The organism is Streptomyces sp. V3I8 (genome assembly GCF_030817535.1).
In the GTDB taxonomy this organism is placed as follows: domain Bacteria; phylum Actinomycetota; class Actinomycetes; order Streptomycetales; family Streptomycetaceae; genus Streptomyces.
In genome coordinates, this window is sequence record NZ_JAUSZL010000002.1 from 5,032,277 (window position 1) to 5,058,218 (window position 25,942).

Below are 25,942 nucleotides of genomic sequence, written 5' to 3' on the forward strand. Positions count from 1 at the left end.
CCGCACTCAGAGACTTCGAGCCTTCGAGACCTGGGGAGACCCCGCCGTGACCGAGTCCCCGTCCCAGTCCCTCTCCGAACACGCCGCGCCCCTGTCCGAGCACTCCGCCGACGTGATCGTCGTCGGGGCCGGGCCGGCCGGTTCCACCACGGCGTACTACCTGGCCAAGGCGGGGCTGGACGTCCTGCTCCTGGAGAAGACCGCGTTCCCGCGGGAGAAGGTGTGCGGCGACGGCCTGACGCCCCGCGCCACCAAACAGCTCGTCTCCATGGGCATCGACATCTCCGAAGAGGCGGGCTGGCTCCGGAACAAGGGGCTCCGCATCATCGGCGGCGGCGTCCGCCTCCAGCTGGACTGGCCGGAACTCGCCTCCTACCCGGACTACGGACTCGTCCGCAAGCGCGACGACTTCGACGAGCAGCTGGCCCGCCAGGCGCAGAAGGCCGGGGCGCGCCTGTACGAGCGCTGCAACGTCGGCGCCCCGATCGTCGACGACCGCACGGGCCGCATCACCGGCGTCCACGCCAAGCTCGGCGACGCCGACTCCAAGGAGAAGCGCGACGTCACCTTCCACGCGCCCCTGGTCGTCGCCGCCGACGGCAACTCGACCCGGCTGTCCCTCGCGATGGGCCTGCACCGCCGCGAGGACCGCCCGATGGGCGTCGCCGTCCGTACGTACTTCACGTCCCCGCGCCACACGACGACGACTACCTGGAGTCGTGGCTGGAGCTGTGGGACCGCCGCGGCCCCGGCGAGGACCGGCTGCTGCCGGGCTACGGCTGGATCTTCGGCATGGGCGACGGCACGTCCAACGTCGGCCTGGGCGTCCTCAACACCTCCTCCTCGTTCAAGGAGCTGGACTGGCGCGAGGTGCTCAAGGCCTGGTGCGCCTCGATGCCGGCGGACTGGGGCTACACCCCGGAGAACATGACGATCCCGATCCGCGGCGCCGCCCTGCCGATGGCCTTCAACCGCCAGCCCCACTACACGAAGGGGCTGCTGCTGGTCGGCGACGCGGGCGGCATGGTGAACCCGTTCAACGGCGAGGGCATCGCGTACGCCATGGAGTCGGGGCAGATCGCCGCGGACGTCATCGTCCAGGCGCACGCCCGCGCGACCCCCGCCCAGCGGGAACTCGCCCTGCACCGCTACCCGAAGGTCCTGAAGGACACGTACGGCGGTTACTACACGCTGGGCCGCGCCTTCGTGAAGCTCATCGGCAACCCGGCGGTCATGAAGATCGCCGCCCAGCGCGGTCTCACGCACCCCGTGCTGATGAAGTTCACCCTGAAGATGCTCGCCAACCTGACGGACCCGACGGGCGGCGACGCGATGGACCGCATCATCAACGGCCTGTCGAAGGTCGCCCCGAAGGCGTAGCCGGCCACGGCCCCCGCGCGGGGCCCGCCGGCGCGTGACGCGCGAGGCACACCGAAGGGCCGCTCCCCTGCCCGGGGGAGCGGCCCTTCGGATGCGTTCACACCAGGTGATCCGAGGTCAGAGCACCCGCACCGCGCCGCTCGCGGGGTAGCCCGACAGATCCTGGATGACGACGCCCTTCGAGGGGTTCGCCGCGTCCAGGTACTGGCCGCCGCCGATGTAGACACCCACGTGGTACGCCGAGCCCGCGCCGCCCCAGTACAGGATGTCGCCGACCTGGACGTTGGACAGCGAGACCGGGGTGCCGGCCACGGACTGGTCCTGCGAGACGCGCGGCAGGTCGACACCGACCTGCTTGAACGCCGCCTGGACCAGGCTGGAGCAGTCCCACGCGTCGGGGCCGCTGGCACCCATGACATAGGCGTCGCCGACCTGCGCCCGCAGGAAGGAGATGACGGTGGCGACGCTGCCGCTGGCGGGCGCCACGGCGTCGTTGCTCGCCGCCGCCGGGGCCGTGGAGGCCGTCGCGAGGGTCGTACGGCCCGCGGTGCGCGTGGCGCGCTCCGCGGCCTCCTTGCGGGCGGTCTCGGCCTTCTCCTTGGCCTCCGCCTTCTTCTTCGCGTCCGCGAGGTCCGACTTGGCCTGCTTCGCGGCCTTCGCGGCGGCCGCGTCACGCTCGGCACGCAACTGGTAGTCGGCGGCGGCCTGCTGCGTGACCTCGGCGGACTCGGCGACCTGAGCGGTCAGGTCGGCCGTGAGGGTCGGCAGCTCGATGGTCTGGGTCACCGGCTCGGCCGCGTTGGCCGTTCCGGCGGCACCGGCCACTGCCAGGGTGCCGAGGACGCCACCGGCGACTCCGGCGCGCATCGCGAGCGCCGAACTGCTGCGAGGCCGGGGTTTCCGATGGCTGCGTATGTGAGCGGTGTGGGGCATGAGAACAACCGGTATCAGGGGCTCCTCCATACCTACAAGAAACGTGTGGTGCGCCACAATTGTTCAACGGCCCCTCGAATCTCCTGCCGCTCGCCCCTTATTGACGCCGTAACGGGCATTGCGGACAGTGCCCCGCGCGCCTGTGATCATGGCTTTTTCGATTTACGTCCGAATTGCCCCCGGCCTACCACTGGTTGGCCCGGTTGGCCAAGCCCCGTTGTTTCCGCCCCGTTACCGGTGTGACGCACGTCACGGAACGGTGCCTGTGGCGGTGGCGTCACGCGCGCGGATCGTGGGGACGCGCGGAGGCCGGTCCGGCGGCGCCTCCCGCTCGTGAACGGATGCACGCGCCCGGCTCGTCCGCACTCGTCCACAACGGACGTCCCAACTCCCCCCGGGGTGTGAACGAGTTCCCCTATCAAGCGACCCCGTCCAGCACCAATTTGCGCTGGATCGACCTCCCTTGATAGTGCGCCAGCCCCTCGACCAGCGACGATGAGCGAAAATGTCACCTCTGGTGATCACTCGGACGCTTCTCGTACGAAGATCGGCACTCATCCGACTTCATGATCCTTCGCCTGGTGGCAGAGATCACAAAGACGTTGTCGTACCCCGTGTCGCAGATCACAGACCGGCAGGCATAGGATGCGGGGCAGTTGGGCTTGTGACCTGCTTCACATGTGCGCGATCTTCATGGAGCCGCACGGGGTTCGCGCACTCCACGAAGGCCGTGGGGTTCGTGGAGCAGGGACGACGTCCGATGCAACCGCCAGCAGTCAATGCCGACTGAGAGGAGCGAGGAGCGGTGAACGCGTATGCGCCCATCCTCGTACTGGGAGCCCTCGGGGCAGGCTTTGCGATCTTCTCCGTGGTCATGGCCACGCTTATCGGTCCAAAGCGATACAACCGGGCCAAGCTCGAAGCCTACGAGTGCGGAATCGAGCCGACCCCCACGCCGGCGGGCGGCGGGCGGTTCCCCATCAAGTACTACCTGACGGCGATGCTCTTCATCATTTTCGATATCGAGATCGTCTTCCTCTATCCCTGGGCCGTCACCTTCGACGCGCTCGGGGTCTTCGGGCTCGTGGAGATGCTGCTCTTCGTGCTCACCGTCTTCGTCGCCTACGCGTACGTGTGGCGCCGCGGCGGCCTGGAATGGGACTGAACCCCGTATGGGACTGACCCCCGCAAGGGACTGAGCCCCCGTACAGGGGCAGAGGAGCCATTGAGCATGGGACTCGAAGAAAAGCTGCCGAGCGGCTTCCTGCTGACCACCGTCGAGCAGGCCGCGGGGTGGGTGCGCAAGTCGTCCGTCTTTCCCGCCACCTTCGGCCTCGCCTGCTGCGCCATCGAGATGATGACGACAGGGGCGGGCCGCTACGACCTGGCGCGCTTCGGCATGGAGGTCTTCCGCGGGTCGCCGAGGCAGGCCGACCTGATGATCGTCGCCGGGCGTGTCAGCCAGAAGATGGCACCGGTTCTGAGGCAGGTCTACGACCAGATGCCGAACCCCAAGTGGGTGATCTCCATGGGGGTCTGCGCCTCTTCGGGCGGCATGTTCAACAACTACGCGATCGTGCAGGGCGTCGATCACATCGTCCCCGTCGACATCTACCTGCCCGGCTGCCCGCCGCGGCCCGAGATGCTGATCGACGCGATCCTCAAGCTCCACCAGAAGATCCAGTCCTCCAAGCTCGGCGTGAACGCCGAGGAAGCGGCCCGCGAGGCGGAGGAAGCGGCGCTCAAGGCGCTCCCCACGATCGAGATGAAGGGGCTGCTGCGGTGAGCGACGCGAACGGCAACGGCACGAACGGCAAGGGCGCGGGCGCCGACCGCCCCAACCCCGAGAAGGACCTCGGCGCCTCCAACCTCCCGGGCCAGCGCGGCGACGGCGGGGAGGAGATCCGCGTCCAGCGCGGCATGTTCGGCGCGAACAACGGCGGCGACACCTCCGGATACGGCGGCCTGGTCCGCTCGGTCCGCCTCCCCGGCCCGGCCACGCGGCCGTACGGCGGCTGGTTCGACGAGGTCGCCGACGAACTCGAAGGCGCCCTGGAGGAACAGGGACTGGCCCCGGAGAACGCGATCGGGAAGACGGTCGTCGACCGCGACGAGCTCACCTTCCACGTCGAGCGCGAGCACCTGCTCCAGGTCGCCCGGACCCTGCGCGACGACCCGGCCCTGCGCTTCGAGCTCTGCACCGGGGTGAGCGGGGTGCACTACCCGGCCGACAAGGGCCGCGAGCTGCACGCCGTCTACCACCTGCGCTCGCTGACCCACAACCGGCTGATCCGCCTGGAGGTCAGTGCCCCCGACAGCGACCCGCGCATCCCGTCCCTGGTCACGGTCTATCCGACCAACGACTGGCACGAGCGCGAGACGTACGACTTCTTCGGCATCGTCTTCGAAGGTCACCCGGCGCTGACGCGGATCATGATGCCGGACGACTGGCAGGGCTTCCCGCAGCGCAAGGACTATCCCCTCGGCGGCATCGCCGTCGAGTACAAGGGCGCCCAGATCCCGGCTCCGGACCAGCGGAGGTCGTACTCATGAGCACGCAGTCAGCGAACCCCCAGCCGGCGAGCACCCAGTCGGCATCGGCGCGGGAGACCACCGAGGGCACCGTCTACACGGTCACCGGCGGCGACTGGGACGAGGTCGTCCAGACCGCGGCCAAGGCCGACGACGAGCGCATCGTCGTCAACATGGGCCCCCAGCACCCGTCCACGCACGGCGTGCTCCGGCTCATCCTGGAGATCGAGGGCGAGACGGTCACCGAGGCCCGCTGCGGCATCGGCTACCTGCACACCGGCATCGAGAAGAACCTCGAGTACCGGACGTGGACCCAGGGAACCACCTTCGTGACGCGCATGGACTACCTGACGTCCTTCTTCAACGAGACCGCGTACTGCCTCGCCGTCGAGAAGCTGCTCGGCATCGAGGACCAGGTCCCGGACCGCGCGACGATCGTCCGGGTCCTCCTGATGGAGCTGAACCGGCTCTCCTCGCACCTGGTGTGCATCGCCACCGGCGGCATGGAGCTCGGCGCCACCACGATCATGATCTACGGCTTCCGCGACCGTGAACTGATCCTCGACCTCTACGAACTCATCACCGGCCTGCGCATGAACCACGCGTTCATCCGGCCCGGCGGCCTCGCCCAGGACCTGCCCCCGGGCGCGGTGGACCACATCCGCGAGTTCGTGAAGAAGATGCGCAAGAACCTCCCCGAGTACGACAAGCTCGCCACCGGGAACCCCATCTTCAAGGCCCGTATGCAGGACGTCGGCCACCTCGACCTGACCGGGTGCATGGCCCTCGGCGCCACGGGGCCGATCCTGCGCTCCGCCGGCCTCCCGCACGACCTGCGCAAGGCCCAGCCGTACTGCGGCTACGAGACGTACGACTTCGACGTCCCGACCACCGACACCGCCGACGCGTACGGGCGCTTCCTCATCCGGCTTGAGGAGATGCGCCAGTCGCTCGCGATCGTCGAGCAGTGTCTGGACCGGCTGCAGCCGGGACCGGTCATGGTCACCGACAAGAAGATCGCCTGGCCCGCCCAGCTCGCGCTCGGCCCCGACGGCCTCGGCAACTCGCTCGACCACATCAAGAAGATCATGGGCACCTCCATGGAGGCCCTGATCCACCACTTCAAGCTGGTGACCGAGGGCTTCCGCGTCCCGCCGGGACAGGCGTACGCGGCCGTCGAGTCACCCAAGGGGGAACTCGGGGTGCACGCCGTGTCCGACGGAGGCACCCGCCCCTACCGGGTCCACTACCGGGACCCGTCCTTCACCAACCTGCAGGCCATGGCGGCGATGTGCGAGGGCGGCCAGGTCGCCGACGTCATCGTGGCCGTCGCCTCCATCGACCCCGTGATGGGAGGCGTCGACCGGTGACCACCACCCCTTCCGAACAGGGCGTACAGCCACAGGGCATCAGCTTGGGGATGCCCCAGCTGCCCGCGCCCGACTACCCGGACGACGTACGCGCCCGGCTGGAGGCGGACGCGCGCGAGGTCATCGCCCGCTACCCGGACTCCCGCTCCGCGCTCCTGCCGCTGCTGCACCTCGTGCAGTCCGAGGAAGGCCACGTCACGCGCACCGGGCAGCGGTTCTGCGCGCAGATGCTCGGCCTCACCACGGCCGAGGTGACCGCGGTCGCGACCTTCTACTCCATGTACCGCCGCGGGCCGAGCGGCGACTACCAGGTGGGCGTCTGCACCAACACGCTGTGCGCCGTCATGGGCGGCGACGCGATCTTCGAAGCCCTCCAGGAGCACCTGGGCGTCGGCAACGGGGAGACCACCGGCGACGGCAAGGTCACCCTGGAGCACATCGAGTGCAACGCGGCCTGCGACTTCGCGCCGGTCGTGATGGTCAACTGGGAGTTCTTCGACAACCAGACCGTGGAGAGCGCGAAGGGCCTCGTCGACGACCTGCGCGCGGGGACCCAGGTCCGGCCGACCCGCGGCGCGCCCCTGTGCACGTTCAAGGACACGGCCCGCATCCTGGCGGGCTTCCCCGACGAGCGCCCCGGCGCGGTCGAGGCGAGCGGCGCGGCGGGCCACGCCTCGCTGACCGGCCTGCGGCTGGCCAAGGGGGAGACGGGTCCCGCGCGCGTGGTGCACCCGCGCGGTTCCGGGGCCCCCGAGGACTCCCGGGGCGGGGCGCCGCACGACCCGTCCCCGACCGAGCACCTCAGTTCGCACGACGCGCCGCAGGACACGGCGGCCTCCGACCCGGCCCATCCGGCCGGGCCCGCCGCCGAGGAGGGGGAGTGATGACGTTGTCCACTCAGTACGGGGACGCCTCCCCGTCGGGGACCGGCGGGGAGAACAGCCCCGAGAAGCTGCTCACACCGGTGCTGTCGGCCTTCTGGGACGAGGACCGGTCCTGGTCGCTGGACGTGTACCGCAGGCACGACGGGTACGAGGGCCTGCGCAAGGCGCTCGCCATGTCACCGGACGACCTCATCGCGTACGTGAAGGGGTCCGGGCTGCGCGGTCGCGGCGGCGCCGGCTTCCCCACGGGAATGAAGTGGCAGTTCATTCCGCAGGGCGACGGCAAGCCCCACTACCTCGTCGTCAACGCCGACGAGTCGGAGCCGGGGACCTGCAAGGACATCCCGCTCCTCTTCGCGAACCCGCACAGCCTCATCGAGGGCATCGTGATCGCCTGTTACGCGATCCGGTCGTCGCACGCCTTCATCTATCTGCGGGGTGAGGTCGTCCCCGTACTGCGCCGCCTGCACGAAGCCGTGCGCGAGGCCTACGCGGCGGGCTACCTGGGCGAGGACATCCTGGGCAGCGGACTCGACCTCCAGCTCACCGTGCACGCGGGCGCGGGCGCGTACATCTGCGGTGAGGAGACCGCGCTGCTCGACTCGCTCGAAGGCCGCCGTGGACAACCGCGGCTGCGGCCCCCCTTCCCCGCGGTCGCGGGTCTCTACGCCTGCCCCACCGTCGTGAACAACGTCGAGTCGATCGCGTCGGTTCCCGCGATCCTCCACAAGGGCAGCGAGTGGTTCCGCTCGATGGGCAGCGAGAAGTCCCCCGGCTTCACGCTCTACTCGCTCAGCGGCCACGTCACCAGCCCCGGCCAGTACGAGGCCCCGCTCGGCATCACGCTCCGCCAGCTCCTCGACATGAGCGGCGGCATCCGGGCCGGGCACCGCCTCAAGTTCTGGACGCCGGGCGGCTCCTCCACCCCGATGTTCACCGACGAGCACCTCGACGTCCCCCTCGACTACGAAGGAGTGGGCGCCGCGGGTTCCATGCTCGGCACGAAGGCACTCCAGTGCTTCGACGAGACGACCTGTGTCGTGCGCGCCGTCACCCGGTGGACCGAGTTCTACGCCCACGAGTCCTGCGGCAAGTGCACACCCTGCCGCGAGGGGACGTACTGGCTCGTGCAGCTGCTGCGCGACATCGAGGCCGGCAAGGGCGTCATGTCCGACCTCGACAAGCTGAACGACATCGCCGACAACATCAACGGCAAGTCCTTCTGCGCCCTCGGCGACGGCGCCGCCTCGCCGATCTTCTCCTCCCTCAAGTACTTCCGCGAGGAGTACGAGGAGCACATCACGGGCCGCGGCTGCCCCTTCGACCCCGCGAGGTCGACGGTCTGGGCGGACCAGGACAAGCACACGGAGGTGAACGCATGACCGTGACCACGAGCGCTCCCTCCGGAGGCGGCGAGGCGGCGGTCCCGCCGGAGGATCTCGTCTCGCTGACCGTCGACGGCGTCGAGATCAGCGTGCCCAAGGGCACCCTGGTCATCCGCGCCGCCGAACAGCTCGGCATCGAGATCCCCCGCTTCTGCGACCACCCCCTCCTCGACCCGGCCGGCGCCTGCCGCCAGTGCATCGTCGAGGTCGAGGGCCAGCGCAAGCCCATGGCGTCCTGCACGATCACCTGCACGGACGGGATGGTCGTCAAGACCCACCTCACCTCCCCGGTCGCCGAGAAGGCCCAGAAGGGTGTGATGGAGCTCCTGCTCATCAACCACCCGCTGGACTGCCCGGTCTGCGACAAGGGCGGCGAGTGCCCACTGCAGAACCAGGCGATGTCGCACGGCCACTCCGAGTCCCGCTTCGAGGGAAAGAAGCGGACGTACGAGAAGCCGGTCCCGATCTCCACCCAGGTGCTGCTCGACCGTGAGCGGTGCGTGCTGTGCGCCCGCTGCACCCGGTTCTCCAACCAGGTCGCGGGCGACCCGATGATCGAGCTGATCGAGCGGGGCGCGCTCCAGCAGGTCGGCACCGGCGAGGGCGACCCCTTCGAGTCGTACTTCTCCGGGAACACCATCCAGATCTGCCCGGTCGGCGCGCTCACCTCGGCGGCGTACCGCTTCCGCTCGCGCCCCTTCGACCTCGTCTCCTCGCCCTCGGTGTGCGAGCACTGCTCCGGCGGCTGCGCGACCCGCACCGACCACCGGCGCGGCAAGGTCATGCGGCGCCTCGCGGCCGACGACCCCGAGGTCAACGAGGAGTGGATGTGCGACAAGGGGCGGTTCGGCTTCCGGTACGCCCAGCAGCGGGACCGGCTGACGACGCCCCTGGTGCGCGGCGCGTCCGGTGAGCTGGAGCCCGCCTCGTGGCCCGAGGCACTGGAGGCGGCCGCCCGGGGTCTCCTGGCCGCCCGCTCCCGGGCCGCCGTCCTCACCGGCGGCCGGCTGACCGTCGAGGACGCCTACGCGTACAGCAAGTTCGCGCGCGTGGCCCTCGACACGAACGACATCGACTTCCGCGCGCGCGTGCACAGCGCCGAGGAGGCCGACTTCCTGGCCGCCCACGTCGCCGGCCGGGGCAGGGACCTCGACGGCACGGGCGTCACGTACACCGCGCTGGAGAAGGCACCGGCGGTCCTGCTCGCCGGGTTCGAGTCCGAGGAGGAGGCACCCGGCGTCTTCCTGCGGCTGCGCAAGGCCTGGCGCGGACACGGGCAGCGGACCTTCTCGCTGGCCACGCACGTGACGCGCGGCCTGGAGAAGGCGGGAGGCACGCTGCTGTCGGCCGCCCCCGGCACCGAGACCGAGTGGCTGGACGCGCTCGCCTCCGGAGCCGGCCTGGAGGGCGAGGGGGCGCTGGCCGCCGAGGCACTGCGCGCCGAGGGCGCCGTGATCGTCGTCGGCGAACGGCTGGCCGCCGTGCCGGGCGGTCTGACCGCCGCCGTACGGGCCGCCACCGCCACCGGCGCCCGACTGGTGTGGATCCCGCGCCGGGCCGGGGAGCGCGGCGCCCTCGAGGCGGGCGCGATCCCCTCGCTGCTGCCCGGCGGACGCCCGGCCACCGACCCGCGCGCGCGGGACGAGGTCACCCAGGCCTGGCGGATCGCCGCGCTCCCGCACCGGCACGGTCGCGACACCGGACAGATCGTGGAGGCCGCCGCGACCGGCGAACTCTCCGCGCTCGTCGTGGCGGGCGTCGAGGTCGCCGACCTCCCCGACCCCGCACGCGCGCGTACGGCCCTCTCCCAGGTGGGCTTCCTGGTGTCGCTGGAACTGCGGCCCAGCGAGGTCACCGGGCACGCGGACGTCGTTCTGCCCGTCGCCGCGGTCGCCGAGAAGGCGGGCACCTTCCTCAACTGGGAAGGCCGGGCGCGACTCTTCGAAGCCGCCCTCAAGCCCGACCAGATGACCCGCCGGGTGGCGCCCACCGACGCGCGCGTCCTGCAGATGCTGGCCGACGCCATGGACGTGCACCTGGGACTGCCCGACCTGCACACCGCACGCCTGGAGCTGGACCGCCTCGGGGCCTGGGACGGCCCGCGGGCCGCCGGACCCGTGGCGGCGGCGGTCAAGGGGGAGCCCCGGCCCGCCGCCGGGGAGGCCGTGCTCGCCGGACACCGGCTGCTGCTCGACCAGGGGCGCCTGCAGGAGGGCGACGAGGCGCTGGCCGGGACCCGGCACGCCGCCCACGCGCGCGTGTCGGCCGCCACGGCCGCCGAGGCGGGCGTCGAGGACGGCGACACGCTGGCCGTGACCGGGCCCTCCGGAGCGGTCGAACTCCCGCTGCGGATCACCGAGATGCCCGACCGCGTGGTCTGGCTCCCGCTGAACTCCGCCGGCGGAGGCGTCGCCTCGGACACGGGCGCGACCCCCGGCGCACTCGTGCGCATCGGACCGGCGACGCTCGCCGCCGAGGCTCCCCAGGAGGTGGAGGCATGACGGCGAACCTCGCCGCGCCGGCGTACCTGGCCGCGGAGGACCTCTCCGTGTTCGGCCGTGACGTCTGGTGGCTGGTCGTCATCAAGGCGGTGTTCTGCTTCGCCTTCCTGATGATCACCGTGCTCTTCTCCATCGTGTGGGAGCGCAAGGTCGTCGCCTGGATGCAGCTGCGCATCGGCCCCAACCGGCACGGCCCCTGGGGCATGCTCCAGTCGCTCGCCGACGGCATCAAGCTGATGCTCAAGGAAGACCTGATCGTCAAGCGCGCGGACAAGGTGGTCTACGTCCTCGCGCCGATCGTGGCGGCCATCCCGGCCTTCATGGCGATCGCCGTGATCCCCTTCGGGCCGGCCGACAACCAGATCTCGATCCTCGGCGAGCGCACCACGATGCAGCTCACCGACCTGCCGATCGCGATGCTCTACATCCTCGCCGTCGCCTCGGTGGGCATCTACGGCATCGTCCTGGCGGGCTGGTCCTCCGGATCGACGTACCCGCTGCTCGGCGGCCTGCGCTCGTGCGCGCAGATGATCTCGTACGAGATCGCCATGGGCGCCGCGTTCGCGTCGGTGTTCCTCTACTCGGGCTCGATGTCGACCTCGGAGATCGTGGCCCAGCAGGAGGACCGCTGGTTCGTGATCCTGCTGCCGGTGTCGTTCCTGATCTACATCGTGACGATGGTCGGCGAGACCAACCGTGCCCCGTTCGACATGCCGGAGTCCGAGGGCGACCTCGTCGGCGGCTTCAACACCGAGTACTCGTCCATCAAGTTCGCGCTGTTCATGCTCGCCGAGTACGTGAACATGGTGACCGTCTCGGCGGTCTCCGTGACGCTCTTCCTGGGCGGCTGGCGGGCCCCCTGGCCCATCAGCACCTTCTGGGAGGGCGCGAACCACGGCTGGTGGCCGATGCTCTGGTTCGTCGTCAAGGTGCAGCTGCTGCTGTTCTTCTTCATCTGGCTGCGCGGCACCCTGCCCCGGGTGCGCTACGACCAGCTGATGAAGCTCGGCTGGAAGGTCCTGATCCCGGTCTCCGTGGTCTGGCTGATGCTCGTCGCGACCGTACGGACGCTGCGCAACGAGAACTACGACTTCGCCGACATCGCCCTGTACGTGGGCGCCGCCGTCCTTGTCCTGCTGATCCTCTCCTTCGTCGCCGACATGTTCCGCGAACGCAAGGACGCCCAGGAGGCGCCGGACGAGCCCGTCGCCTTCGACCCGATGGCGGGCGGATACCCCGTACCGCCGCTGCCGGGACAGGAGCTGCCGCCGGTGCCCCGGCGCCGTCCGCGCCGGGAGCGGGAGCTGGTTGTCAGTGGCGGGCCGGATACTGACAGTGACGGATCCGATGGAACTCGTGACGGAAAGGAGGCGTCCGATGGCTGATGAGCAGAAGGAGACCAAGACCGGTTTCCAGAATCCCGTCGCAGGCTTCGGCGTGACCTTCAAGGCCATGTTCAAGAAGCGGCTGACCGAGCAGTATCCGGAGCAGGAGAAGACGACAGCCCCGCGCTTCCACGGCCGCCACCAGCTCAACCGGCATCCGGACGGCCTGGAGAAGTGCATCGGCTGCGAGCTGTGCGCCTGGGCCTGTCCCGCCGACGCCATCTACGTGGAGGGCGCGGAGAACACCGAGGAGGAGCGCTACTCCCCGGGCGAGCGGTACGGGCGGGTCTACCAGATCAACTACGCCCGCTGCATCCTGTGCGGCCTGTGCATCGAGGCGTGCCCCACGCGCGCGCTGACGATGACCAACGAGTTCGAGCTGGCCGACAGCAGCCGTGCCAACCTCATCTACACCAAGGAGCAGCTCCTCGCCGGCCTGGACGAGGGCATGGTCGAGTCGCCGCACTCGATCTTCCCGGGCACGGACGAGCAGGACTACTACCGCGGGCTGGTCACCGAGGCCGCGCCGGGTACGGAGCGCCAGGTCGCCGTCTCCAGGGGCGAGGTCCCGCAGGAGGGCGCGTCGACCTTCGGCGAGGACGAGCCCGCGTCGGGGCAGGTGATCGGCCGATGACCGCGCAACTCGCCGCGCCCTCCGGGTCCCTGGCCGTCGACGCCACCACCTCCCTCGCGGCCTACTCGACCTCCACCGGTGAGGCCGTCCAGTTCTGGATCCTCGGCACCGTCGCCGTGATCGGCGCCCTGTGCACCGTCTTCATGAAGAAGTCCGTGCACAGCGCGCTCTGCCTCGCCGGGACCATGATCATCCTGGCGGTGTTCTACCTCGCCAACGGCGCGTACTTCCTGGGCATCGTGCAGGTCGTCGTCTACACCGGCGCGATCATGATGCTGTTCCTCTTCGTGGTCATGCTCGTCGGTGTCACCGCGGCGGACTCCCTCACGGAGACCATCAGGGGCCAGCGCTGGCTGGCCCTCCTGTGCGGCCTGGGCTTCGGGATCCTGCTGTGCGCGGGCATCGGCAACGCCTCGCTGACGGAGTTCAACGGCCTCGCGCAGGCCAACGCCGGCGGCAACGTGGAGGGCCTGGCCGCCCTCATCTTCACGAAGTACGTCTTCGCCTTCGAGATCACCGGCGCCCTGCTCATCACGGCCGCCGTCGGCGCCATGGTGCTCACCCACCGCGAGCGCACCGAGCGGGCCAAGACCCAGCGCGAACTGGCACAGGAACGCGTACGGGCGAACGTGCAGCTTCCGCCGCTGCCCGCCCCCGGCGTCTACGCCCGGCACAACGCGGTGGACAACCCCGGTCTCCTGCCGGACGGCACCCCGTCCGAGCTGACCGTCATCAGCACGCTGCGCGAGCGCGGCCAGATCCGTGACGTGTCGGACGAGGCCATCAGGGACCTCAAGGCACTCGAGCAGCGTTCCGGAGAGCGGCTCGGCCGCGAAGAGCGCGAAGAGGAGGCCGCGAAGTGAATCCGGTCAACTACCTCTACCTGGCCGCCCTGTTGTTCACGATCGGCGCCTCGGGCGTCCTGATCAGGCGGAACGCGATCGTGGTGTTCATGTGCGTCGAGCTGATGCTCAACGCCTGCAACCTCGCGTTCGTCGCCTTCTCCCGCATGCACGGCAACCTCGACGGCCAGATCATCGCCTTCTTCACGATGGTCGTCGCCGCCGCGGAGGTCGTGGTCGGGCTCGCGATCATCGTGTCGCTGTTCCGTTCCCGCCACTCGGCCTCGGTCGACGACGCCAGCCTGATGAAGCTGTAAGGGGTCGCTGCAATCGTGGAGAATCTGATCGCGCTGCTGGTGGCAGCGCCTCTGCTCGGAGCGGCCGTACTGCTGTGCGGCGGCAGACGGCTCGATGCCGTCGGCCACTGGATCGGCACGGTCCTCGCGTCCGCCTCCTTCGTGATCGGCGCGGTCCTCTTCGCCGACATGCTGGGCAAGGACGAGGAGCACCGGGCCGTCGGCCAGCACCTGTTCAGCTGGATCCCCGTCGAGGGCTTCCAGGCGGACGTCGCCTTCCAGCTCGACCAGCTGTCGATGACGTTCGTGCTGCTGATCACCGGCGTCGGCTCGCTCATCCATGTGTACTCGATCGGGTACATGGAGCACGACGAGCGCCGCCGCCGCTTCTTCGGCTATCTGAACCTGTTCCTCGCGGCGATGCTGGTGCTCGTCCTCGCCGACAACTACCTCCTGCTGTACGTCGGCTGGGAGGGCGTGGGCCTCGCCTCGTACCTGCTCATCGGCTTCTGGCAGCACAAGCCCAGCGCCGCCACCGCCGCGAAGAAGGCCTTCCTGGTCAACCGCGTCGGCGACATGGGCCTGTCGATCGCCATCATGCTGATGTTCACCACCTTCGGCACCTTCGCCTTCGGGCCGGTCCTGGAGGCCACCGGTGAGACGGGCGAGGGCAAGCTCACCGCCATCGGCCTGATGCTGCTGCTCGCCGCCTGCGGCAAGTCCGCCCAGGTGCCGCTGCAGTCCTGGCTCGGCGACGCGATGGAGGGCCCGACCCCGGTCTCGGCCCTCATCCACGCCGCGACCATGGTGACCGCGGGCGTGTACCTGATCGTCCGCTCCGGGGAGATCTTCAACGCCGCGCCGGACGCCCAGCTGGTCACCACCGTCGTCGGAGCGGTCACGCTGCTGTTCGGTGCGATCGTCGGTTGCGCCAAGGACGACATCAAGAAGGCGCTCGCCGGTTCGACCATGTCGCAGATCGGCTACATGATCCTCGCGGCGGGCCTCGGCCCGATCGGCTACGTCTTCGCGATCATGCACCTGGTGACGCACGGCTTCTTCAAGGCCGGGCTCTTCCTCGGCGCCGGTTCGGTCATGCACGGCATGAACGACGAGGTCGACATGAGGAAGTACGGCGGCCTGCGCAAGCACATGCCGGTCACCTTCGTGACGTTCGGCCTCGGCTACCTCGCCATCATCGGCTTCCCGGGCCTGTCCGGCTTCTTCTCCAAGGACAAGATCATCGAGGCCGCCTTCGCCAAGGGCGGCACCGAGGGCTGGATCCTCGGCGGCGTGGCCCTGCTGGGCGCGGCCATCACCGCGTTCTACATGACGCGCGTGATGCTGATGACGTTCTTCGGAGAGGAGCGCTGGAGGAACCGGCCGACCCCGTCACCCGCCGAGTCGGACGTGGAGCCGGCCGCCGAGCACCACGGCGAGCACACGGAACCGCACCCGCACGAGTCGCCGAAATCCATGACGATCCCCATGATCGTGCTGGCCTTCGGATCGGTCTTCGCGGGCGGTTTCTTCGGCATCGGCGACCGCTTCCTGCACTGGCTGGAGCCCGTCACCGAGCACGCGCACGGCCACCCGCCGATCGGCGCGACGACGATCACGCTCGCCACGGTGACCGTCATGGTCGTCGGCGTCGGCCTCGCCTACCTCCGGTACGGGCGCCGCCCCGTCCCGGTCGTCGCCCCGCGCGGCTCGCTGCTCACCCGGGCCGCCCGCCGCGACCTCCTCCAGGACGACTTCAACCACGTCGTCCTGGTGCGCGGCGGCGAGCACCTCACCCGCTCCCTGGTGTACGTCGACCACACCCTGGTCGACGGGGTCGTCAACGGCACGGCGGCCTCCATGGGCGGTCTCTCCGGACGGCTCCGCAAGCTGCAGAACGGCTACGCGCGCTCGTACGCCGTCTCGATGTTCGGCGGTGCGGCGATCCTCATCGCCGCGACCCTGCTGATGAGGGCGGTCTGATACCGATGTCCTTTCCTCTGCTGACAGCGACGGCGGCCCTCCCGGCGATCGGGGCGATCGCCACGGCCGCCGTGCCGGCCACCCGCCGCACCGCCGCCAAGTGGCTGGCGCTGCTCGTCTCGCTCGCCACCCTGGTCCTCGCCGTCGTCGTCCTGGTCCGCTTCGACCCCGACGGCGACCGCTACCAGCTCACCGAGTCGCACTCCTGGATCAAGGACTTCGGGGTGCGGTACGAGCTGGGCGTCGACGGCATCGCGGTGGCGCTGATCGCGCTGACCGCCCTGCTGATCCCGTTCATCATCCTCGCGGGCTGGCACGACGCCGACCCGCTGGAGACCCACAGCAGCCGCTGGCGGCCGACGCAGGGCTTCTTCGCCCTGATCCTCGGCGTCGAGGCGATGGTGATCATCTCCTTCGAGGCCACCGACGTCTTCCTCTTCTACATCTTCTTCGAAGCCATGCTCATCCCGATGTACTTCCTCATCGGCGGCTTCGGGGACCGGGCCCACGCCGGTTCGGACGAGCACGCGGCGGCGCAGCGCAGTTACGCCGCCGTGAAGTTCCTCCTCTACAACCTGGCCGGCGGCCTGATCATGCTGGCCGCGGTGATCGGCCTCTACGTGGTGGCGGGGAACTTCTCGCTCCAGCAGATCGCCGAGGCCCGGGCCAACGGCTCGCTGGACATGGCGACCAACACCGAGCGGTGGCTGTTCCTGGGCTTCTTCTTCGCCTTCGCGGTGAAGGCGCCCCTGTGGCCGCTGCACACCTGGCTGCCCAACGCGATGGGGGAGTCCACCGCCCCGGTCGCCGTCCTGATCACGGCGGTGGTCGACAAGGTCGGCACCTTCGCGATGCTCCGCTTCTGCCTCCAGCTCTTCCCGGAGGCCTCGAAGTGGGCGACGCCGGTCATCCTCGTGCTCGCCCTGATCAGCATCGTCTACGGGGCGCTGCTCGCGGTCGGCCAGCGGGACATCAAGCGCCTGGTGGCGTACGCGTCGATCTCCCACTTCGGCTTCATCGTCATGGGCATCTTCGCGATGACCAGCCAGGGACAGTCGGGCGCGACGCTCTACATGGTCAACCACGGGATCTCGACGGCCGCGCTGATGCTGGTGGCCGGCTTCCTGATCACGCGGCGCGGCTCACGCCTGATCGCCGACTACGGAGGGGTGCAGAAAGTCGCTCCGGTGCTCGCGGGCACCTTCCTGGTCGGCAGCCTCGCGACGCTGTCGCTGCCCGGGCTCGCGCCGTTCGTCAGTGAGTTCCTGGTCCTGGTCGGCACGTTCGCGCGCTATCCGGTGATCGGGATCATCGCCACCTTCGGCATCGTGCTCGCCGCGCTCTACACACTCGTCCTCTACCAGCGGACGATGACGGGCCCGGTGAAGCCCGGCGTCTCGGCCATGCCCGACCTCAGGGTGCGGGAGCTCGCGGTGGTCGCCCCGCTGATCGCCCTGCTGATCTTCCTCGGGGTCTACCCGAAGCCCCTCACCGACATCGTCAACCCGGCGGTCAAGCAGACCATGTCCGACGTACACAAGAAGGACCCCCAGCCCGAGGTGGAGGCCGCCAAGTGAGCGCAACAGCCGTCCACAGCCTGTGGACAACGGCGGCCGATCCGATCCAGAAGATCGACGCCCCGAACATCGAGTACGGGCAGCTGTCGCCCACCCTGATCGTCATCGGGGCGGCGGTCGTCGGCATCCTGGTCGAGGCCTTCGTGCCGCGCAGGTCCCGCTACCACGTCCAGCTGTTCGTGTCCGTCGTCGCCCTCGCCGCCGCGTTCGCCGCGGTCGTCGGGCTCGCGGCGAGCGGATACAGCGGTACGAAGGCCGGCATCGCCGCGATGGGCGCCATCGCGGTCGACGGACCGGCGCTCTTCCTGCAGGGCACGATCCTGCTGGCCGGTGTGCTGGGCGTGTTCACGTTCGCCGAACGGCGCCTGGACCCCGTGGCGCACGGCAACCGCGTCGACTCGTTCGCCGCGCAGGCCGCGTCCGTGCCCGGCAGCGACAGCGAGAAGGCCGCGGTCAAGGCCGGGTTCGCCACCACCGAGGTGTTCCCGCTGCTGCTCTTCGCCATCGGCGGCATGCTCGTCTTCCCGGCGGCGAACGACCTGCTGACGCTGTTCATCGCGCTGGAGGTCCTCTCGCTGCCGCTCTACCTGCTGTGCGCCGTGGCCCGCCGCAAGCGGATCATGTCGCAGGAGGCCGCGGTCAAGTACTTCCTGCTCGGCGCCTTCGCCTCCGCGTTCACCCTCTTCGGCATCGCCCTGCTCTACGGCTACGCCGGCTCCGTGTCGTACGCGACGATCGCACAGGTCGTCGACGGCACGGTGGAGACGGTGAACCCGGCACTCGCCGGCACCATGGGCAACGACGCGCTGCTGCTCATCGGCGCCGCCATGGTCGTCATGGGCCTGCTGTTCAAGGTCGGCGCGGTGCCGTTCCACATGTGGACCCCGGACGTCTACCAGGGTGCGCCGACCCCGGTGACCGGCTTCATGGCCGCCGCGACCAAGGTGGCCGCCTTCGGCGCGCTGCTGCGGCTCCTGTACGTCGTCCTGCCGGGCCTGCGCTGGGACTGGCGGCCGGTGATGATGGGCGTCGCGGTCGTCACCATGCTGGGCGGCGCGATCGTCGCGATCACCCAGACCGACATCAAGCGGCTCCTCGCGTACTCGTCCATCGCGCACGCGGGATTCATCCTCTCCGGTGTCATCGCCATGACCCCGGACGGGGTGTCGTCGGTCCTGTTCTACCTGGGCGCCTACTCCTTCGTGACGATCGGTGCGTTCGCGGTCGTCACCCTCGTCCGGGACGCGGGGGGCGAGGCCACCCACCTCTCCAAATGGGCCGGACTGGGACGCAGGTCACCCCTGGTGGCGGCCGTGTTCGCGGTCTTCCTGCTGGCCTTCGCGGGCATCCCGCTGACCTCCGGCTTCGCCGGCAAGTTCGCCGTGTTCAAGGCGGCGGCCGAGGGCGGCGCGAGCGCGCTCGTCGTGGTCGGCGTGATCTCGTCGGCCATCGCGGCGTTCTTCTACATCCGGGTGATCGTGCTGATGTTCTTCAGCGAGCCGCGCCCGGAGGGACCGACGGTCGCCGTGCCGTCGCCCCTGACGATGACGGCGATCGCGGTCGGGGTGGCGGTCACGCTGGTGCTCGGTGTGGCGCCGCAGTACTTCCTCGACCTGGCGGGACAGGCGGGCGTCTTCGTCCGCTGAGGGTCTGGTGAGTCGTGGGCCCCGGTTCCGTACGGAACCGGGGCCCACGCCGTTCAGCGGGACGGTCCGGCATACGCGTTCCGCGGATACTCCGTCGCAGCCTGTGGACAACTCCGACGCTGTCGGTGCGGACCCCTATCGTGGACGCAGCGGTCGGGGCACGAGGTACGAGCAACGAGGTACGGGACGATGGGCGGGACGGGTGTGATGACAGAGGTGGCGGAGAGCGAGGCGCTCGCAACGCTTCACCGGGTCTTCGGTTACGAGGCCTTCCGAGGCGAGCAGGAAGCCGTCATCGAGCATGTGGTGAGCGGCGGGGACGCGGTCGTCCTGATGCCCACGGGCGGCGGCAAGTCGCTCTGCTACCAGATCCCGGCCCTGGTCAGACCGGGTACGGGCGTGGTGGTCTCGCCCCTCATCGCCCTGATGCAGGACCAGGTGGACGCGCTGCGGGCGCTCGGCGTGCGCGCCGGGTTCATGAACTCCACGCAGGACTTCGACGAGCGGCGCACGGTCGAGGCCGAGTTCCTCGCGGGCGAGCTCGACCTGATCTACCTCGCGCCGGAGCGGCTGCGGCTGGAGTCCACCCTCGACCTCCTCAAGCGCGGCAGGATCTCCGTCTTCGCGATCGACGAGGCGCACTGCGTGTCCCAGTGGGGCCACGACTTCCGCCCCGACTACCTGGCGCTCTCGCTGCTCGGCGAGCGCTGGCCGGACGTGCCGCGGATCGCGCTGACCGCGACGGCCACGCACGCGACGCACCGGGAGATCACCGAGCGCCTGGGCATGCCGGACGCCCGCCACTTCGAGGCCAGCTTCGACCGGCCCAACATCCAGTACCGGATCGTGCCGAAGGCCGACCCCAAGAAGCAGCTGCTGGCCTTCCTCCAGGAGGAGCACGCGGGCGACGCGGGCATCGTGTACTGCCTCTCGCGCAACTCCGTGGAGAAGACGGCCGAGTTCCTCGCCCGCAACGGCATCGCGGCGGTGCCCTACCACGCGGGTCTCGACGCGGGCACCCGCGCCGCCCACCAGTCGCGGTTCCTGCGCGAGGACGGCCTGGTGGTGTGCGCGACCATCGCCTTCGGCATGGGCATCGACAAGCCGGACGTCCGGTTCGTCGCCCACCTCGACCTGCCCAAGTCCGTCGAGGGCTACTACCAGGAGACGGGCCGCGCGGGCCGTGACGGACTGCCGTCCACGGCCTGGATGGCCTACGGCCTGAACGACGTCATACAGCAGCGCAAGATGATCCAGTCGAGCGAGGGCGACGAGGCGTTCCGCCGCCGGGCGGCCGCGCACCTCGAAGCGATGCTCGCCCTGTGCGAGACCGCCCGGTGCAGGCGCAGCCAGCTGCTCGCCTACTTCGGCCAGGACCCCACGGCCGAGGCGTGCGGGAACTGCGACACGTGCCTGGTGCCGCCGGAGACCTGGGACGGCACGGTCGCCGCCCAGAAGGTGCTGTCCGCCGTGGTGCGGCTGCAGCGCGAGCGGGGGCAGAAGTTCGGGGCGATCCAGATCGTCGACATCCTGCTCGGCAGGAAGACGGCCAAGGTCATCCAGTTCGACCACGACCAGCTGTCCGTGTTCGGCATCGGCGCGGAGCTGGACGAGGGCGAATGGCGCGGTGTCGTACGGCAGATGCTGGCCCAGGGCCTCCTCGCGGTCGAGGGCGCGTACGGGACGCTGGTGCTGACCGAGGCGAGCGGGACCGTGCTGCGGCGCGAGCGGGAGGTACCGCTGCGCAAGGAGCAGCCGAAGCCGGCGTCCTCCCGCGGCTCGTCGGGCTCCTCCGGCGGTTCCGACCGGGCCGAGCGCAAGGCCAAGGCGGCGGCCGCGGCGGCCGAGATGCCCCAGGAACTGCTGCCCGCCTTCGAGGCCCTGCGCGCCTGGCGTGCCGGACAGGCCAAGGAGCAGGGCGTCCCGGCGTACGTCATCTTCCACGACGCCACGCTGCGGGAGATCGCCGCCCTGTGGCCGGCCTCCGTCGCGGAGCTCGGCGGCATCAGCGGCATCGGCGAGAAGAAGCTCGCCACGTACGGGGAGGGCGTGGTCGGCGTACTGGCCTCCCTGGACCGCCCGTCCCCGGCTCCGAAGACCCCGGCTCCGAAGACCTCGGGCACCGATGCCGGCGCCGAACCGGAACCGCGGCGCCGCAGCGACGGCGACCCGGACCTGCACTGGCCGGAAATGGACACGGAACCGGAACCGGAGGACTGGGCCTAGCCGCGGCTCCCCCGGGGGACGCTCTCCCGGGGGCGGGGAACGAACGGCGCGCTCAGTCCGGACGCGCCCGTACCCGACCCGACACAGGACCGGGAGCCCCACGCACCTCAGGGGCGCGGGGAACTGCGCGACCGGTCCCCACCGGCCCGCGGATCCCCACGACCCCACATCCGTGAACACACCCCCGGGGGAGGGGGCGGCCCGTCACACGCCCGGTGTGACGCGTCCGCTCACCTCGCCGAGCCCCACCCGCGTGCCGTCCGGGCCGGGGGCCCACGCGGTCAGGGTCACGACGTCGCCGTCCTCCAGGAAGGTCCGCTTCCCGGAGGGCAGTTCGAGCGCGTCCCGGCCGTTCCAGCTCAGCTCCAGGAGCGAGCCCCGTTCACGCTCCGAGACCCCGCTCACGGTGCCCGACCCGTACAGGTCGCCGGTGCGCAGCGAGGCCCCGTTGACCGTCATGTGGGCGAGTTGCTGCGCGGCCGTCCAGTACATGGTGGAGAACGGCGGCTCGGACACCACATGACCGTTGACGGCGACGCGGATGCGCAGGTCGTAGCCGCCCGGCTCCTCGGCGGCGTCGTCCAGGTAGGGGAGGAGGAGGTGCGTGCGCGCCGGCGGCGCGATCCGGGCGTCCTCCAGCGCGTCGAGCGGGGTGATCCACGCCGACACCGACGTGGCGAAGGACTTGCCGAGGAAGGGCCCGAGGGGGACGTACTCCCAGGCCTGGAGGTCGCGGGCGGACCAGTCGTTGAGGAGGCAGAGCCCGAAGACGTGCTCGCGGAAGTCGGCGAGCGGCACCGGCCTGCCCATCGCGGAGGGCGCGCCGACGACGAAACCGACCTCCGCCTCGATGTCCAGCCGGACGGAGGGGCCGAAGACCGGCGCCGGGTCGGCCGGGGCCTTGCGCTGCCCGGCGGGGCGTACGACGTCGGTCCCGGAGACCACGACGGTGCCCGACCGGCCGTGGTAACCGATCGGCAGATGCTTCCAGTTGGGGGTGAGGGAGTCCTCGGCGTCAGGACGGAAGATCCGGCCGACGTTCCGGGCGTGGTTCTCGGAGGCGTAGAAGTCGACGTAGTCGGCGACCTCGAAGGGGAGGTGCAGGGTCACCTCGGAGAGGGGGTGGAACAGGGGCGCGACGGTCTCCCGGTGGGCCGGCACCGTCACCCACGCGGTGAGCGCCCGCCGGACGTCCGACCACGCCGTGCGGCCGGCCGCGAGCAGCGGGTTCAGCGAGGGCCGGGCGAGCAGGGAGGCGTACGGGGAGCCGAGCGCGACCGCGGCGGCGCCCGCGTCGAGGACGTGGTCGCCCAACCGGACACCCACGCTCCGCTGATCGGAGCCCTCCGGAGAGCCGTTCAGGGAGAAGACGCCGTACGGAAGATTGTGCGGGCCGAAGGGATCGCCCTCGGGGACATCGAAGGGGGGCATGGGGTGCTGCCTCGCTTTCCGTGTGGGTGCAGCACACGTTACGGGGAGGGGCCGGGCGGGGGCAGTGCCTGAAGAGTTCGCAATGTCCGATTAAGGGTGGGTTCGGGTCCAGGGATGTGCGGGACACGTGGGGGACAGGTGCACGCCCGCCGCGGTCTCGCGCCACCTGCGGCGCGCCTTCGTCCGGCGGACCGGGGATCGACGTCGTCCGCGCCCCGCACCTCGACCTGCCCCCCCAGAACTCGCCGCGGTCGTGCCCGACGGGCCGTCGTCGGGGCGGGCCGGTCCGCCCTGGAGGCGGCGGCGCTCGCCGCGCAGGCCGGCGCACAGGTGCGTGCGGTGGCGCGCGGAAAGGGGTCTGCCGCGTTCGGCGCGCCCCCGGCAGCAGCCGCGGCTGCGCCCGGGTCACTCTTCGGGCGGGCCTGGTCGTTGTGGACCCTCACCTCCTGCCCGCACCCGTACCGGTACCTGCCGTCCGCGGCCCGGCACTTCCTCGTCCGCCACCTCGCCGGACAGCGCGGCTGAACATCCGGGACGGCCCGGGACGGCCCGGGGCGGCCCGGGGCGACCTTAAGGGGAACCGGCGGAGGAATGGAAGAAGAGCCTGAGGGAGGACCGGAGAGGGGCCGGACAGGGACCGGAGAGAGACCGGGAAAGGCCGCGGAAGGGAGGCGTGGGGAGGGGCGCGCGGCCGGTCGGCGCGGTGGCCGATTTGTCATGGGATCGACCCCAACAGCCGGGGCCGGAGGGGGCGTACGGCGACGCGTGGGACGGTCGAGGTGCCGGACGACGTCCGGTTCGCGTCGAGTCGCTGGAGCATTCGATCCGTATTCTCTGATCATGGCCGCACCGAATGCATATTCACTCATCGCCACTGACCTGGACGGGACGCTGCTGCGCGGCGACGACACCCTTTCGGACCGGTCACGCACCGCGCTGGCGATGGCGGTCGGGGCAGGTGCCCGGCACCTCGTGGTGACGGGGCGCCCCGCTCCGCGCGTACGCCCGCTGCTGGAGGAACTGGGCAGCCGGGGACTCGCGGTGTGCGGACAGGGTGCGCAGTTGTACGACGCCGGCGCGAACCGCATGGTGTGGTCCGTCACCCTCGACCGCGAGCTGGCCGAGGTGGCCCTCGGCAAGATCGAGGCGGAGGTCGGCGAGGTGTACGCGGCCGTCGACCAGGACGGCGTGGACGGCCTCACCCTCATCGAGCCGGGCTACGAGATGCCGCACCCGACGCTCCCGGCGGTACGGGTGCTGCGGCGCGACGACCTCTGGACGCAGCCCATCAGCAAGGTGCTGCTGCGCCACCCCCTGCTGTCCGACGACGAGTTGGCGACCGCCGCGCGCGGAGCGGTGGGTTCCCTCGCCAGTGTCACGATGTCCGGCCCCGGTACCGTCGAACTCCAGCCATGCGGCACCACGAAGGCGACGGGGCTCGCGTTGGCCGCCGAGCATCTGGGCCTGACGTCCGCGCAGACCGTCGCCTTCGGGGACATGCCCAACGACATCCCCATGTTCGACTGGGCGGCGCGCGGGGTCGCGATGGCCAACGCGCACCCCGAACTGAAGGCGGTCGCCGACGAGATCACCCTCTCGAACGAGGACGACGGCATCGCGGTGGTCCTGGAGCGGATGTTCTCCGACCGCCCCCGCCCCGGCCCCGGCCCCGGTACCGGCCGGGGCGCGGGTCCGGGTTCCGGTCAGTAGGCCCCGAAGACGTTGTCGATGGAGCCGTACCTGGCGGCGGCGTAGTTGCACGCGGCCGTGATGTTGGCGACCGGGTCGAAGGGGTCGAGCGACGTGCCGGACACGTGGTACGCCGCGAAGGTGGGGTCGATGACCTGGAGGAGCCCCTTGGACGGCGTACCGGCGACCGCGTTGGAGTCCCAGTTGTTCATGGCCTGCGGGTTGCCCGAGGACTCACGGATGATGTTGCGGTGGATGCCGTCGTAGGTGCCCGGGATGCCCTGCTGGGCCATGACGTCCAGCGACTCCCGGATCCAGCCGTCGAGGTCGTCCGTGTAGGTCTTCGCGGTGGCCGGGGTGACGGCGGAGGCCGTGGTCGTTTCGGCCGCCGCGGCCGTCCCGGCCGGGGCGTCGGCGTTCTTCGTGCCCACGGTCAGCTCGAGGCCCGGACGGATGAGCGCCGGGTCGTCGCCGATGACCGCGCGGTTGGCCTTGTACAGCTTCTTCCAGTCGCCCGTGGTGTGCGCCTTGGCGATCTTGGACAGGGTGTCGCCCCCGGCCACCTCGTACGTGACCAGCGAGACCTGCGGAACCACGGCCGTGGCCGCTTGAGCCGTCTGGGCCGCCTGAGCCGCGTGGGTCGGCTGTGCGGCGTGGGCGCCGGTGGCCCCCACGAGGGGGAGCGCGAGCGCGGCACCGCCGGTCCCCGCGGCGACGATGCCACGGGTGAGGGTGCTCGTTCGGGGACGGCGGTGCTTGCCTCGTGAGGCCATGACGCATTCCTCTCCGGCGCCTACGAGGTGAGCTGTCGGGTTCGGGCGGGAGCTGCCCGGCCGCGTGCTGTACGCGACTGCACCCCGAGCCGTTCCGGGATTCGGACCGGCGACTTACCTGGGTTCCCCGCTCCTGCCGTACGCGAGTGAATGGGTGACTGGAATGTCCGGGCGGCGGCAGGATTAGGCGGTCCGTCCGGAGTGACGTGAACGTATGCGAGAGCACATGCCGCTAACAAGCCCCATATTCACGCCCCGGTGGTAATGACCAGCGAAGTCGACCGCGTATTCCTTGATCTATTCGGAATATGAACTTCAACTTGCTTTCTGCAAAGGGAAGTCGGGAGACCGGACAAAATGATCACTTCGGACAGACGTGACTCAATTCACGGTCACGGAAAGGGGGTGGGGGAAGCGTATGGTCAATTCGGTCAAGAAGGTATCTTCGGGGCATTCCGAAGTGCGGAATCCGGCT

The 25,942-nt window shown here is 70.2% G+C and carries 19 protein-coding genes, 1 pseudogene and 1 riboswitch; of the genes and pseudogenes, 17 read left to right on the plus strand and 3 right to left on the minus strand.

Annotated features, from left to right (window positions below; translation table 11 throughout):
• Positions 1-46 precede the first annotated feature (46 nt).
• A pseudogene (locus QFZ75_RS22430) lies at positions 47-1,380 on the plus strand (geranylgeranyl reductase family protein).
• A gap of 117 nt (positions 1,381-1,497) precedes the next feature.
• Here QFZ75_RS22430 and QFZ75_RS22435 read toward each other — a convergent pair.
• Positions 1,498-2,343: a C40 family peptidase gene (locus tag QFZ75_RS22435; RefSeq protein WP_307539548.1), complete on the minus strand. Its 846-nt coding sequence runs from the start codon at positions 2,341-2,343 to the stop codon at positions 1,498-1,500.
• Positions 2,344-3,118: 775 nt separating this feature from the next.
• Here QFZ75_RS22435 and QFZ75_RS22440 point away from each other — a divergent pair.
• The 15 genes from QFZ75_RS22440 (at position 3,119) to recQ (ending at position 21,574) form a co-directional block, all read left to right on the plus strand.
• Entirely contained in the window at positions 3,119-3,478 is a 360-nt protein-coding gene (locus tag QFZ75_RS22440) for an NADH-quinone oxidoreductase subunit A (protein WP_033319564.1), read from the plus strand.
• Between the two features lie 66 nt (positions 3,479-3,544).
• Positions 3,545-4,099, plus strand: coding sequence for an NADH-quinone oxidoreductase subunit B family protein (locus QFZ75_RS22445; protein ID WP_055509252.1), 555 nt, complete (start codon positions 3,545-3,547; stop codon positions 4,097-4,099).
• The gene (locus tag QFZ75_RS22450) at positions 4,096-4,866 is read left to right on the plus strand and encodes an NADH-quinone oxidoreductase subunit C (protein ID WP_307539551.1); all 771 of its coding nucleotides are present in this window, start codon (positions 4,096-4,098) and stop codon (positions 4,864-4,866) included. Before QFZ75_RS22445 ends, QFZ75_RS22450 begins: the two co-directional genes overlap by 4 nt.
• A complete protein-coding gene (locus QFZ75_RS22455; RefSeq protein WP_307539553.1) occupies positions 4,863-6,215 on the plus strand; it encodes an NADH-quinone oxidoreductase subunit D in 1,353 nt (450 codons plus the stop codon). The genes QFZ75_RS22450 and QFZ75_RS22455 overlap by 4 nt, the downstream gene beginning before the upstream one ends.
• Positions 6,212-7,099: an NADH-quinone oxidoreductase subunit NuoE gene (nuoE, locus tag QFZ75_RS22460; RefSeq protein WP_307539554.1), complete on the plus strand. Its 888-nt coding sequence runs from the start codon at positions 6,212-6,214 to the stop codon at positions 7,097-7,099. The genes QFZ75_RS22455 and nuoE overlap by 4 nt, the downstream gene beginning before the upstream one ends.
• Positions 7,099-8,481, plus strand: coding sequence for an NADH-quinone oxidoreductase subunit NuoF (gene nuoF / locus QFZ75_RS22465; RefSeq protein WP_307539555.1), 1,383 nt, complete (start codon positions 7,099-7,101; stop codon positions 8,479-8,481). Before nuoE ends, nuoF begins: the two co-directional genes overlap by 1 nt.
• A complete protein-coding gene (locus QFZ75_RS22470) occupies positions 8,478-10,985 on the plus strand; it encodes an NADH-quinone oxidoreductase subunit G (RefSeq protein ID WP_307539557.1) in 2,508 nt (835 codons plus the stop codon). Before nuoF ends, QFZ75_RS22470 begins: the two co-directional genes overlap by 4 nt.
• A complete protein-coding gene (nuoH, locus tag QFZ75_RS22475) occupies positions 10,982-12,370 on the plus strand; it encodes an NADH-quinone oxidoreductase subunit NuoH (RefSeq protein WP_307539559.1) in 1,389 nt (462 codons plus the stop codon). Before QFZ75_RS22470 ends, nuoH begins: the two co-directional genes overlap by 4 nt.
• Positions 12,363-13,004 (plus strand): NADH-quinone oxidoreductase subunit NuoI, encoded by a 642-nt coding sequence (nuoI, locus tag QFZ75_RS22480; protein ID WP_307539561.1) that lies wholly within the window; start codon positions 12,363-12,365, stop codon positions 13,002-13,004. The genes nuoH and nuoI overlap by 8 nt, the downstream gene beginning before the upstream one ends.
• Positions 13,001-13,867 (plus strand): NADH-quinone oxidoreductase subunit J, encoded by an 867-nt coding sequence (locus QFZ75_RS22485; RefSeq protein WP_307539563.1) that lies wholly within the window; start codon positions 13,001-13,003, stop codon positions 13,865-13,867. The genes nuoI and QFZ75_RS22485 overlap by 4 nt, the downstream gene beginning before the upstream one ends.
• Complete coding sequence (nuoK, locus tag QFZ75_RS22490) at positions 13,864-14,163, plus strand: NADH-quinone oxidoreductase subunit NuoK (RefSeq protein WP_307539564.1); 300 nt, start codon at positions 13,864-13,866, stop codon at positions 14,161-14,163. Before QFZ75_RS22485 ends, nuoK begins: the two co-directional genes overlap by 4 nt.
• A 15-nt stretch (positions 14,164-14,178) precedes the next feature.
• On the plus strand, positions 14,179-16,125 hold the full coding sequence (gene nuoL, locus QFZ75_RS22495) for an NADH-quinone oxidoreductase subunit L (RefSeq protein WP_307539567.1): 1,947 nt from the start codon (positions 14,179-14,181) through the stop codon (positions 16,123-16,125).
• A gap of 5 nt (positions 16,126-16,130) precedes the next feature.
• Complete coding sequence (locus QFZ75_RS22500) at positions 16,131-17,702, plus strand: NADH-quinone oxidoreductase subunit M (RefSeq protein WP_307539569.1); 1,572 nt, start codon at positions 16,131-16,133, stop codon at positions 17,700-17,702.
• Positions 17,699-19,348: an NADH-quinone oxidoreductase subunit NuoN gene (gene nuoN, locus QFZ75_RS22505; RefSeq protein WP_307539571.1), complete on the plus strand. Its 1,650-nt coding sequence runs from the start codon at positions 17,699-17,701 to the stop codon at positions 19,346-19,348. Before QFZ75_RS22500 ends, nuoN begins: the two co-directional genes overlap by 4 nt.
• Before the next feature lie 189 nt (positions 19,349-19,537).
• The gene (gene recQ, locus QFZ75_RS22510; protein ID WP_307539572.1) at positions 19,538-21,574 is read left to right on the plus strand and encodes a DNA helicase RecQ; all 2,037 of its coding nucleotides are present in this window, start codon (positions 19,538-19,540) and stop codon (positions 21,572-21,574) included.
• Positions 21,575-21,778: 204 nt separating this feature from the next.
• Here recQ and fahA read toward each other — a convergent pair whose 3' ends face one another.
• Positions 21,779-23,005 carry a fumarylacetoacetase gene (fahA, locus tag QFZ75_RS22515; RefSeq protein WP_307539574.1) on the minus strand — a complete coding sequence of 409 codons (1,227 nt, stop codon included), beginning with the start codon at positions 23,003-23,005 and terminating at the stop codon, positions 21,779-21,781.
• 840 nt (positions 23,006-23,845) lie between these two features.
• Between fahA and QFZ75_RS22520 the strand changes: the two genes are divergently transcribed.
• On the plus strand, positions 23,846-24,715 hold the full coding sequence (locus tag QFZ75_RS22520) for an HAD family hydrolase (RefSeq protein ID WP_307539576.1): 870 nt from the start codon (positions 23,846-23,848) through the stop codon (positions 24,713-24,715).
• Here QFZ75_RS22520 and QFZ75_RS22525 read toward each other — a convergent pair.
• Positions 24,709-25,467 (minus strand): LysM peptidoglycan-binding domain-containing protein, encoded by a 759-nt coding sequence (locus tag QFZ75_RS22525; RefSeq protein ID WP_307539578.1) that lies wholly within the window; start codon positions 25,465-25,467, stop codon positions 24,709-24,711. The genes QFZ75_RS22520 and QFZ75_RS22525 overlap by 7 nt on opposite strands.
• Positions 25,468-25,471: 4 nt before the next feature.
• Positions 25,472-25,634, minus strand: a riboswitch (cyclic di-AMP (ydaO/yuaA leader).
• Positions 25,635-25,942 lie beyond the last annotated feature (308 nt).